This is a genomic window from Maribacter litoralis, from assembly GCF_003075045.1.
GTDB classification, from domain to species: Bacteria; Bacteroidota; Bacteroidia; order Flavobacteriales; family Flavobacteriaceae; genus Maribacter; species Maribacter litoralis.
Genome location: NZ_QCZD01000001.1, coordinates 1,527,325 through 1,539,438 on the forward strand (window position 1 = coordinate 1,527,325; position 12,114 = coordinate 1,539,438).

The 12,114-nt window shown below is 36.7% G+C and carries 12 protein-coding genes; 4 read left to right on the forward strand and 8 right to left on the reverse strand.

The window, feature by feature from the left end; all coding sequences use genetic code 11:
* Window positions 1–8: 8 nt before the first annotated feature.
* Genes gpmI through DCS95_RS06835 form a run of 3 tightly spaced genes read left to right on the forward strand, consistent with a single transcriptional unit; the run spans window position 9 to window position 3,139 of the window.
* The gene (gpmI, locus tag DCS95_RS06825; RefSeq protein WP_116770007.1) at window positions 9–1,526 is read left to right on the forward strand and encodes a 2,3-bisphosphoglycerate-independent phosphoglycerate mutase; all 1,518 of its coding nucleotides are present in this window, start codon (window positions 9–11) and stop codon (window positions 1,524–1,526) included.
* 20 nt (window positions 1,527–1,546) lie between these two features.
* Window positions 1,547–2,365, forward strand: coding sequence for a type I methionyl aminopeptidase (gene map, locus DCS95_RS06830; RefSeq protein WP_116770008.1), 819 nt, complete (start codon window positions 1,547–1,549; stop codon window positions 2,363–2,365).
* 9 nt (window positions 2,366–2,374) lie between these two features.
* Window positions 2,375–3,139 (forward strand): class I SAM-dependent methyltransferase, encoded by a 765-nt coding sequence (locus tag DCS95_RS06835; RefSeq protein WP_116770009.1) that lies wholly within the window; start codon window positions 2,375–2,377, stop codon window positions 3,137–3,139.
* Here the strand turns inward: DCS95_RS06835 and DCS95_RS06840 are convergent, their stop codons facing one another.
* The 8 genes from DCS95_RS06840 to DCS95_RS06875 all read right to left on the reverse strand — a co-directional run bounded on the left by DCS95_RS06840 (window position 3,140) and on the right by DCS95_RS06875 (window position 10,716).
* Window positions 3,140–4,147 carry an FAD:protein FMN transferase gene (locus tag DCS95_RS06840; protein ID WP_116770010.1) on the reverse strand — a complete coding sequence of 336 codons (1,008 nt, stop codon included), beginning with the start codon at window positions 4,145–4,147 and terminating at the stop codon, window positions 3,140–3,142.
* The gene (locus DCS95_RS06845) at window positions 4,144–4,506 is read right to left on the reverse strand and encodes a Na(+)-translocating NADH-quinone reductase subunit F (protein WP_116770011.1); all 363 of its coding nucleotides are present in this window, start codon (window positions 4,504–4,506) and stop codon (window positions 4,144–4,146) included. Before DCS95_RS06845 ends, DCS95_RS06840 begins: the two co-directional genes overlap by 4 nt.
* A 74-nt stretch (window positions 4,507–4,580) precedes the next feature.
* Window positions 4,581–5,888, reverse strand: coding sequence for an NADH:ubiquinone reductase (Na(+)-transporting) subunit F (nqrF, locus tag DCS95_RS06850; protein ID WP_116770012.1), 1,308 nt, complete (start codon window positions 5,886–5,888; stop codon window positions 4,581–4,583).
* 2 nt (window positions 5,889–5,890) lie between these two features.
* Entirely contained in the window at window positions 5,891–6,655 is a 765-nt protein-coding gene (gene nqrE, locus DCS95_RS06855; RefSeq protein ID WP_116770013.1) for an NADH:ubiquinone reductase (Na(+)-transporting) subunit E, read from the reverse strand.
* 20 nt (window positions 6,656–6,675) lie between these two features.
* The gene (locus DCS95_RS06860) at window positions 6,676–7,323 is read right to left on the reverse strand and encodes an NADH:ubiquinone reductase (Na(+)-transporting) subunit D (RefSeq protein WP_116770014.1); all 648 of its coding nucleotides are present in this window, start codon (window positions 7,321–7,323) and stop codon (window positions 6,676–6,678) included.
* Window position 7,324: 1 nt separating this feature from the next.
* Window positions 7,325–8,077: a Na(+)-translocating NADH-quinone reductase subunit C gene (locus tag DCS95_RS06865; RefSeq protein WP_116770015.1), complete on the reverse strand. Its 753-nt coding sequence runs from the start codon at window positions 8,075–8,077 to the stop codon at window positions 7,325–7,327.
* Between the two features lie 2 nt (window positions 8,078–8,079).
* Complete coding sequence (locus DCS95_RS06870) at window positions 8,080–9,363, reverse strand: NADH:ubiquinone reductase (Na(+)-transporting) subunit B (RefSeq protein ID WP_116770016.1); 1,284 nt, start codon at window positions 9,361–9,363, stop codon at window positions 8,080–8,082.
* Window positions 9,364–9,366: 3 nt separating this feature from the next.
* A complete protein-coding gene (locus DCS95_RS06875) occupies window positions 9,367–10,716 on the reverse strand; it encodes a Na(+)-translocating NADH-quinone reductase subunit A (protein WP_116770017.1) in 1,350 nt (449 codons plus the stop codon).
* A gap of 153 nt (window positions 10,717–10,869) precedes the next feature.
* Here DCS95_RS06875 and DCS95_RS06880 point away from each other — a divergent pair, with 153 nt between their 5' ends.
* Window positions 10,870–12,111: a type IX secretion system plug protein gene (locus DCS95_RS06880; protein ID WP_116770018.1), complete on the forward strand. Its 1,242-nt coding sequence runs from the start codon at window positions 10,870–10,872 to the stop codon at window positions 12,109–12,111.
* The last annotated feature ends 3 nt before the right edge of the window (window positions 12,112–12,114 follow it).

A 12,114-nucleotide genomic window follows, 5' to 3' on the forward strand; every position in this document is an offset into this window, starting at 1 on the left:
TTGAAAAGATGAACAAAAAAGTAATCTTAATGATATTAGACGGTTGGGGCAAATCTCCAAATCCTGAAGTATCTGCAGTAGATAAAGCCAATACGCCTTTTATAGATAGTTTATATACCAAATACGCAAACTCCAATTTGCTAACCGACGGAATGAACGTAGGTTTGCCTGAAGGTCAAATGGGTAATAGCGAAGTTGGTCATATGAATTTGGGTGCCGGTAGAATTGTTTATCAAGATTTAGCTAAAATAAACAAGGCGGTCAACGAGAACACTTTAAGTTCTGAACCAGTACTAAAAAGTGCTTTTGATTACGCAAAGGAAAACAACAAAGATGTTCATTTTTTAGGCTTATTAAGTGATGGTGGTGTACATAGTCATACCAACCATATTAAAGGGTTAATTGCTGCCGGTAAAGAATCTGGCGTCGACAATATGTATTTACATGCTTTTACCGATGGTAGAGATGTTGATCCAAAATCTGGAAAAGGATTTTTAGAAGATATCGTTCAATACGGCGCAGATAAAAACACAAAATTAGCCACTGTTATTGGTAGATACTACGCAATGGACCGCGACAAAAGGTGGGAACGTGTTAAAGAAGCTTATGATGTTATCGTAAATGCAGAAGGTGAAAAATCTACAGATATCGGTAAAACAATTCAGAAAAGTTACGATGCCGATGTTACCGATGAATTTATTAAACCAATTGTAATGACCAATACAGATGGGACACCAGTTGCATCTGTAAAAGAAGGCGATGTAGTTATTTTCTTCAATTTTAGAACAGATAGAGGAAGAGAACTAACTCAAGTATTAAGTCAGGTAGATATGCATGAACAAAACATGCACAAACTTGCACTGTACTATGTTACTTTGACCAATTACGACGAATCATACAATAACGTACACGTTGTATATAACAAAGATAATATCGTTGACACGCTAGGTGAAGTTTTATCCAATGCCGGTAAAAAACAAATTAGAATAGCGGAAACCGAGAAGTACCCTCATGTTACTTTCTTTTTCAATGGAGGTAGAGAGGTTCCTTTTGAAGGTGAATCTCGAATTCTATGTCCTTCACCAAAAGTGGCAACTTATGACTTGCAACCAGAAATGAGCGCTTTTGAAATTAGGGATAAAATTATACCAGAAATCAATAAAGGAGATGTTGACTTTATCTGTTTGAACTTCGCAAATCCTGATATGGTTGGTCATACCGGTGTTATGGAAGCAGCAATTAAGGCTTGTGAAACAGTTGACGAATGTGCAAAAGACGTTATTACTGCAGCTATCGAAAAAGATTTTTCTGTAATCGTAATCGCTGACCACGGAAATTGTGAAACCATGCTTAACGAAGATGGTTCTCCAAACACGGCACATACGACCAATCCTGTACCATTAATATTGGTCGATAAAGAAATTAATCATATTAATGATGGTGTATTAGGTGATATTGCACCAACTATTTTAAAACTAATGGGTGTGGAAAAGTCTAAATATATGACCCAAAATTCATTGGTATAAACCATTAGTATACAATTAGAATGATAAAATTAAAAACAGCTGAGGAAATTGAATTAATGCGTGAAAGCGCATTAATTGTTTCTAAAACATTGGGAATGATCGCTGCAGAAGTCAAACCGGGAGTAACAACTCTTCAGCTTGATGCCATGGCCGAAACTTTCATTCGTGACCACGGTGCGGTACCTGGTTTTTTAGGATTATATGATTTTCCAAATTCATTATGTATGAGCCCCAATGCTCAGGTAGTACATGGCATTCCAAATGACACACCATTGCAAGAGGGAGATATTATCTCCATTGATTGTGGTGCTCTAAAAAATGATTTCTATGGTGATCACGCTTATACTTTTGAAGTAGGAGAAGTGAGTCCTGAAGTTAAAAAGCTATTAGAGGTTACCAAGCAATCGTTATACATCGGTATTCGTGAATTTAGGGTCGGCAACCGTGTAGGCGACGTTGGCTATGCCATTCAAAAATTTACAGAAGAGCATGGTTACGGTGTTGTTCGAGAATTGGTAGGGCATGGACTAGGCAGAAAAATGCATGAAGGTCCTGAAATGCCTAACTACGGTCGTCGCGGAAGAGGCAAAAAGTTTGTTGAAGGGATGACAGTTGCGATTGAACCCATGACCAATATGGGCACTAAGAGCATCAAGCAACTAAAGGACGGATGGACAATACTTACTGCAGATGGTAAGCCTAGTGCTCACTTTGAACACGATGTGGCCATTGTGAATGGTAAACCAGAGCTATTATCAACTTTTAAATACATTTACGAAGCACTGGGCATAGAAAGTGATGAAGAAGATGAATTTACCTCTTCTACCGTGAAAAGCTAAGAAATACTGATGAAGAAAATTTTTAAATTTTTTCTTAACCTTGTTCCTAGACCAGTATTAATTTCCCTTAGTTATTTGGTAAAACCCTTTTTTAAGGCGTATTACCGTGGCAACACTTATGAAGATCCTATTGATGGCAATACCTTTAGAAGTTTTCTTCCGTACGGATATGAAAACCCAAGAGAAAATGTACTTTCGCCTTCTACCCTATCATTAGAAAGGCACCGTTTATTATGGATGTTCTTAAAAGAGGAAACAGATTTTTTTACGGCTCATTTACACGTATTACATTTTGCACCAGAACAGGCGTTTTATAAAAGGTTTAAAAAGTTAAAAAACCTCAATTATGTTACTACGGACTTAAATTCTCCGTTAGCAGACGTGAAGGCAGATATCTGTAACTTACCTTTTGAAGATAATACCTTCGATGTTATTCTGTGTAATCACGTATTAGAACATATACCAGATGATACCAAGGCCATGTCTGAATTATATAGAATTCTAAAACCAGGTGGGTGGGGCATTTTTCAGATTCCGCAAGACTTGAATAGAGAAATTACCTATGAAGACAACACCATAACAGATAAAGTAGAACGGGCTAAAATTTTTGGACAGTATGACCATGTACGTATTTACGGCAGGGATTATTTCGATAAACTAAGAGAAATAGGTTTCACCGTTAACGAAATAGATTTTACCAAGCTTTTGAGCCAAGAAGAAATCGATAGGTACCGCTTAGCACAAGGGGAAATAATTCCTTTCGTAAAGAAATAATTACTCTACAACTACAGCTTTAAACCCTGCTGTCAAGAATTCTTGTGTATCGCCATTTTCATCGATATAAACGATATAGGCTTCTAATCTGTCATTTTCATTGATTACCTTAAACGCATCATCTAAATCCATTGCCATAAAAGCCGTGGCATAACCATCTGCAGTTGCACAATTATCTGCCAATATGGTTACCCCAAGGGTATTCGACAATTGTGTATAACCCGTTTTGGGATTAACCGTATGTACATATTTTTTCCCACTTGCTTCATCTACCCTATATTTACGGTAATTACCAGATGAAGCCAGAGCCCTATTATTTAAGTTTATTAAAATTCTAGTGGACCTGTTTATTTTCATTTCAGGATCATCTATACCTACTACCCAAGATTTTTCCTTAATAACATTTCTTCCCTTAGCTACAAGCTCACCACCAACTTCTATTAAATAATTTTGAACTCCCTTAGCATCTAACATTGCAGCTAATCGGTCTATTGCATAACCCTTGGCAATTGAATTAAAGTCTAAATAAATATTTGCATTAGACTTGACCACTTGATCATTTTGATTCAGCGATACCTTGTTAAGACCTACATAGTTTAAAAGACTATCCACTTTTAGACTATCCATTGTTATTTGTCTTTCCGGACCAAAGCCCCAAGCGTTAACCAAAGTACCTACAGTAGGGTCAAAAAAACCATTTGTCTCTTGATGTATCAATTTTGAAAGTTGCAGCACCTCTTTAAACATAGCATCCACTACTACAGTACTATCACCACTATTTACCCTAGAAATATCAGATTCTGGTATATAAGTGGATAAAGATTGGTTGATGACAGTAAATACCGAATCAATCTCCTCCTGCATATCCATTTCTTCTGCGGTGATGGAAATTATACTATAAGAAGTACCTAAAGCTCCACCTACATTTTGATTTCGAACCGCATCCTTATTTGTACAAGATTGAATCAACCCTGCAAAAACCATCAATATTAAAATACATTTTCTCATATCTCTACCAAACCATCATAATCCACAATATACTCCTCATTTAAATACACTGGTAAATTATGATCAGTAGCATTTACCAATCCTACACCGGCATAGAAAGTTGTTGCCTCAAATTTAAGAGCATGTTCTTTCATCTTCTTTAGGTCTGACATAAAAAACTCAAGATCTTTTGGATCACCAGGATACTCTATTGCCTTAACTACTACAAAACGCATATGCTTATCCTTGGTGCAAACAAACTGCGGATTTTTTCGCAACTCACTATTTACCGCCAAAAATTCAAACCCTGCCTCTTCTAACTGTTTGCCAACAATATTCATTGCTAAATTATGAAGCTCTTGTTCTGTTAATACGTGCATATGTAAATAAAATTATAAAAAAAAACCGATACATTACATATCGGTTAAATTATTTAAAATCAACAACTTACAGCTTATCCGCCAAAGTCATCGAAACGTATATGTTCATCTGGGATACCGAAATCTTCACCCATCTTCTGAACAGCTTTGTTCATTAATGGAGGTCCACAGAAATAAAGTTCTATATCTTCTGGAGACTCATGAAGGCTTAAGTAGTTATCAATTACACAATTGTGTATGAACCCTACGAAACCATCGCCAGGTGCATCTATATTTTCTTTTACTTTCCAGTTATCTTCTTCTAATGGCTCAGATAATGCCAAATAGAATTTAAAATTAGGAAACTCTTCTTCTAATTTATAGAAGTGATCTAAATAGAAAAGCTCTCTTTTTGAACGACCACCGTACCAGTAAGTCACCTTTCTATCGGTCTTCAACGTTTTGAATAAGTGATATAAATGAGAACGCATTGGCGCCATACCTGCACCACCACCTACGTATAACATTTCAGAATCTGATTCGTTGATAAAGAATTCACCGTAAGGACCAGAAATTGTACACTCATCACCAGGCTTAAGGTTAAATATATAAGATGATGCAACACCAGGGTTTACATCCATCCAACCGTTCTTTGAACGATCCCATGGCGGAGTAGCGATACGTACGTTCAACATAATCTCTCTACCTTCTGCAGGGAAAGAAGCCATTGAATACGCTCTTTCAACCGTTTCAGGATTTTTCATCACTAAAGGCCAAAGGTTGAATTTATCCCATTCAGCTTGAAATTTATCCGGAGTTTCATGCTCTTCTGGGTGTGCCGTAATGTCTATATCGGCATACTTAACCTCACACTCAGGAATTTCAATTTGAATATAGCCTCCTGCCTTGTAGCCCATATCTTCTGGAATCTCAACTACAAACTCTTTAATAAAAGAAGCAACATTATAATTACGCACTACTTTAGCAGGCCATTTCTTAATACCGAATACTTCTTCTGGTATCGTAATTTCCATGTCTTGCTTTACCTTAACCTGACAAGCCAAACGAGCACCATGGTTCAATTCTTTTTTAGAAAAATGAGGTGTTTCGGTAGGTAATGCTTCACCTCCACCAGAAAGCACATGACACTCACATTGAATACATGTTCCACCTCCACCACAGGCAGATGGTAAAAATACTTTTTGGTTACCTAATGTAGATAACAAAGATCCACCTGAATCAACTTCAATTTTCTTTTCTCCGTTAATGGTAATGGTTACAGGACCAGATGGAGAAAGTTTTTGTTTGGTAAACAGAAGCAATGCTACTAACACCATCAATAGTATTAGAAATGCGACAACAGTTATCAGTATTGTTCCGCCAGTACTTGCAGCTAAAATCATATTTATTTGTTTACGTCGTTATAAGAAATCACCTTTTCGTCAATTTCTTCGTTCTTATCTACTACTACTTCTTCCTCTACAGGAGTTACCATTTCTGGTTTGCTTATTTGGTTCACTTGCTCTGAAGTTTCTTCAGCTTCATCACCTCCACCGGTCAACATTCCTCCAAAACTTTGAAAACCAATACCCATTAAACCAGTAATAATAAAGGTAATACCCAAACCTCTTAAAGGAGCAGGAACATTACTGTATCTAATTTTCTCACGAATGGCCGCAATAGCCAAAATTGCCAAGAACCAGCCAATACCAGAACTTACACCGTAATTAAATGCTAAACCAAAAGTTTCGATTTCTCTTGCTTGCATGAATAACGACCCCCCAAGAATTGCACAGTTTACTGCAATCAAAGGCAAGAATATACCCAGTGAGTTATATAAAGAAGGTGAAAATTTCTCAACCACTATCTCTACCAACTGTACCATTGTGGCAATAGTTGCAATAAATAAAATAAAAGATAAAAAGCTAAGGTTATAATCGGCATACTCAGGACCTAACCAAACCAAGGCACCATCTTGTAGCAAATACTTATCTAACAACCAGTTCATTGGCACGGTTACCGCTAATACGAATATTACGGCAGCACCTAAACCAACCGCAGTAGCCACTTTTTTGGATACCGCCAAATAAGAACACATCCCCAAGAACACGGCAAATACCATGTTATCGATAAAGATGGACTTAAAAAATAATTCTACATGTTCTAACATAATTTCTACTTAAATGTCGTTTAATTTTCTTCTACAAGCGCAGGGTTTCTTGAGCGTTGTACCCAAATTATTATACCAACTACGATTAATGCCGCTGGCGGAATAATCATAAAACCATTATTCTCATAACCTGTAGCATATAAACCAGTTTTTGCTATTGGATCTCCTAAAACCGGAATACCGAACAACGTACCAGAACCTAATAATTCTCTAAAAAACCCAACGATTATTAAGATTACACCGTAACCTAATGAGTTTCCTATTCCGTCCAAGAATGAACGCCATGGTCCGTTTGCCAAAGCAAAAGCTTCGAAACGACCCATAATTATACAGTTTGTAATAATTAAACCAACGAATACCGCTAATGTTTTACTCAATTCATAAGCAAAGGCCTTTAGCACTTGATCCACTATAATTACCAATGTAGCAACCACAATTAGCTGTACAATAATTCTAATTTTTGATGGAATAATATTCCTCATTAACGAGATAACCACATTACCTGCACCCAGTACGAACATTACAGAAATTGCCATCACCAATGATGCCTTTAATTCTGCCGTAATTGCCAATGCTGAACAGATGCCTAGTACTTGTATCGTAATAGGGTTGTTATCCGCTAAGGGATCCGTAATAAGATTTGTATCTTTCTTTGATAGTAGTGCCATATTACTTTGCTCTAATTGTTTCTAAATAAGGTTTATATAATTTGACAGTTTCGCTGATCATAGCTGAAACACCGTTACCGGTAATTGTAGCACCTGCCAAGGCATCTACTTCATTGTCATCTTTTGTTTTGTTCAATGGGTCATTATTACCCTTCGCTACCGATATACCAGCATATTGAGTACCATTTAAAATAGTCTCCCCTTTAAAATCGTCCATGAAATAACGCATTTTAATGTTGGCACCTAAGCCAGGAGTTTCTCCTTTATGGTCAAAATATACACCTTGAACAGTCATGGTATCATCTAAGGCGATGAAACCCCAAATAGCATCCCAAAGTCCTTTACCGTACATAGGAATGATGTAAAATTTCTCACCATCTTTCTCACCAATGAACACAGGTAATTTATAATCTTCACCTTTTTTAATGTTAGCCAATTGCTTTTTCAAATCAATTAAATACGCTTCATCATCTTCAGTGATCTTGTCACCTTGTATAACCAACTGCTCTTTAATATAATTTGCAAACTCATCTTCAACTACATCTGTCGGCACGAAGTTTACGCTACCGGCATCATCACCATTTTCATTAACCCCCATTGCATAAAGAATGTTCTGCTGTTTTTCAAAACGCTCATTCTCTTTAATGTTAGGACGTAATGCAGAAGCCAAAAATGCTAGTATTGAACCAACTACCACAACCATAACAGCAGCAAAAACTACTGTATAAACGTTACTATCTGTTTTATTAGCCATAATTAAACTGTTTCAGCTTTAAGTTCTTCTGCTTTACCATCTGAATCTTTTGGATAGATAGTAGCATTTTTTAATCTGTTCATTCTTCTCTTAATATTACCCCTAACCACATAATGATCGATAGTAGGCGCAAATACGTTCATTAACAAAATCGCTAAGAATACACCTTCTGGATACGCTGGGTTAAATACACGAATCATTACAGAAATGAAACCTATAAAGAAACCATAGTACCACTTACCTTTATTGGTTTGAGACCCTGTTACAGGATCGGTAGCCATGTAAACAATACCGAATGCCAAACCACCTACGATTAAATGTTTCCAGAAATCAAAACTCATTAATCCGTAAAATTTACTTGATTCTCCTATCCAACCAAAATCAACTACTTGATTGAATATTAAGCCCATTACCAATGAACCGATCACAGCGCTTAACATAATTCTCCAACTAGCGATTTTAGTGAATATCAAGAACAACCCTCCTAAAAGAATTAAGAACGCCGATGTTTCACCAACAGAACCAGGAATAAACCCGAAGAACATATCTGAAACAGAATATGACATCTCGGCCCCTTTGTTTTGCGCTAAAAACCCAAGTATAGTTTCACCAGAGTAGGCATCTACATTTGTAGCACCTGCTAGAATTTCTTCTGAGCGCTCCCTTGCACCGTAAACCCAAACTTTATCACCACTCATCCAAGTAGGGTACGCGAAGAATAAAAATGCTCTAATAGTTAAGGCTGGATTAAGAATATTCATACCGGTACCACCAAATACTTCTTTACCGATAACAACACCGAATACTACGGCAACCGCCAACATCCAAAGCGGAGTATCTATTGGTACGATCAATGGCACCAACATACCGGTAACCAAATAACCCTCTTCTACTTCATGACCTTTGATAACGGCAAAAATAAATTCCACTATTAGACCTACAGCATAAGAAACCACCACTAATGGCAACACCTTAATAATACCGATCCAAAAATTATCCCAGGTAAGAAAATCGTTCATTAAAGAAAATTCTGCAGGAAAACCATTGATTGCAGAATAGTACTGATAACCCGCGTTGAACATAGAAAATATCAACACTGGTACTAGTGCCATAATTACCGTGTTCATGGTACGCTTTAAATCATCGGCCGCCTTTACATGTGTACCACCTGCATGGGTAGTCTCATCTGGCGAAAACAAAAAAGTATGAAAGGCATTAAAGGCAGGAGCCATTTTCTTACCCTGATACTTCAGTTTAAGTTCGTGTAATTTGCTTTTTAAACTCATTTCTTATCCTATTTCTTTTTGCAATAAATCTAACCCCTCACGAATAATTTTTTGGTGTGGTTGTTTAGAAATACATATAAACTCAGTTAACGAAAAATCTTCTGGAGCCACTTCGTACAAACCTAATTGCTCCATTTCATCCAAATCTTTAACCATACAAGCTTTTAGTAGTTGCATTGGAAAAATATCCATTGGAAAAACTTTCTCATATTGTCCCGTTACTACAAAAGCTCTATGCTCACCATTGGTATTGGTATCTAAATCATATTTCTTGTTGGGCTGCATCCAAGAGAACGTTAAAGCCCTAGTTGCAGAAATTTTATCGAAAACCGGCTTGTTCCATCCAAACAACTCATAATCGTCTCCTTCAGGAATAACCGATACCGTATTATTATAGTAACCTAAAAAACCATCTGGTTTACTCTTAGAACCTGTAAGTACGTCTCCATTGATTACTCTAAAATTTTCTTCGTTTACACCACTTGCATATAAGAAGGTAGAAATCTCAGAACCAATTTTCGTAGTATAATATTTAGGGGCTTTTACAGAAGAACCAGCAAGAGCAATAACACGCTCTGCATTGAACTTTCCTGTAAGCAAATATTCACCTATTATAATTAAATCTTGAGGAGATACAGTCCAAACCAATTCTCCTTTATTAATAGGATCAATTCTATTTATCTGAGTACCTACCAAACCAGCAGGATGCGGCCCAGATACTGTATGCAATTCTACACCTTCCATAGAAGACAACGGCGAAGCACCAGCACCAACCGAAACATGAACTTTACCTGGCGTTAATTTACCCAATGCAGTAATTGCAGTTTGCAACTCTTTCTCCTTGCCTTGAAGCACATAATTTAAATCTGCCTGTAAAGGAGCACTAGAATACCCAGAAATAAAAATAGCCTTAGGCGTTGTATCCGGATTTGCAATTACGTCATACGGCCTTTGCTTGATAAATGGCCAACAGCCACTTTTCAGCAACGTTGCTTTCAGTTCTTCTTTAGATGCATTTTCAACATCTGTAACAGCACCTGAAATTACCTCTTGTGTTTTATCGGCTAATATCTTTAAGGTCAAAATACGTCTTCTATCCCCTCTTTCAATTTCGATGAGCTCACCACTTACCGGCGAAACAAAAACCATACTCTCTATGCTTTTGTTATAGAACAAAGGCTCGCCCGCTTTTACCTCGGCGCCTTGCTTTACCATCATTTTAGGGATAATTCCGTGAAAATCACTTAACTGTATTGCGTAAACATTACTTAAAACAGCTTTTGAAGTAGTCTGTTCTGCGGCGCCCACCAGATTAATGTTGAGCCCTTTCTTAATTCGAATGTCTTTTGACATGTGCGTGTAGACCTTTAGGTTATCAAAATTTGAGCAAATTTAAGTACAAAAAGTTCGTTTTCATAATTATTGTCCCATAAATTAGACAATAGAACGAGCTATATTTTTTAGGCATCCTTTTTGTTTACCTTTACTCAAAAAAAACGGGGTATAATGCGCATTTTCATCAAACATATTATTTGTCTTCTATTTTTACAAAATTTGATTGCCCAGGTTCAAGTAGAGGTCAACCCGCCCGAGAACATTAAATCGATAGTTTTTAAGGGACCTACAGAAGATCAGTTTCCGGTCATAAAAATAGGAGAACCACTTTATTTGGAATTTGACGACATACTTGCCAACGAACAAGATTATTACTATAAGGTTGTTCATTGCGACTACGACTGGACCCCATCGTCCCTATTAAAATCTCAATATATAGATGGCGTCGACAATCAACGCATAACAGATTACGAGAATAGTTATAGTACTTTACAATCTTATTCTAACTACCAATTAACCATACCCAACGATTATGTTCGTTTAAAAGTGAGCGGTAATTACCTTATTGAAGTGTACAATAGCTATAATGAAATACAGTTTTCACGAAGGTTTGTTGTTTATAAGGATGTCGTTACCGTCGCTACCGAAATAAAACGATCAAGAGATTTCAATTATATAAATGAGAAACAGGTTGTACAATTCAGCATCAATTCTGGATCTACGAGATTGATCAACCCTAAAAAAGAAGTGAAAGTTGCCATTCTTCAAAATCATTATTGGCCCACAGTGATTACCAATATTGCCCCACAATATACCATGGGCAGCGAATTAGTTTATAAATATGACCAAGAAACGGCCTTTTATGGCGGTAATGAATTTTTACTATTTGACACAAGTGACCTTAGAGCTCCAAGTTCACAGATATCTAGCATCGACCTTACCGACCTTTACAACCATTATCTTTTTTCTGACGACTTTAGAAATGATAAAGCATACACCTACTTTCCTGATATAAACGGAGATTTTGTGGTAAGAACGCTACAAGGGGACAATGCTTCTAGAGAAGCGGAATACACCAATGTTCATTTTAGCCTTCCGTATACCGAATTCATTGCCTTGGACGATGTGTATGTTTTCGGCAAATTCAATAACTATGCACTTACGGATGAAAACAAAATGGTCTACAATGAAAAAAATGGAATGTTAGAAGCTACCTTAAAAATGAAACAAGGTTTTTATAATTATAAATATGCCGTAAAAAGTGACGATAAAATAAAACTGAACGAAGTTGGCGGTAATTTTCATTTTACCGAAAACACCTATTTAGTATTGGTATATTACAGAAATTTTGGAGACATGTACGATAGTATTATAGGTATAGGTTCTGCCAATTCTAGAAATATCACGAACTAACTG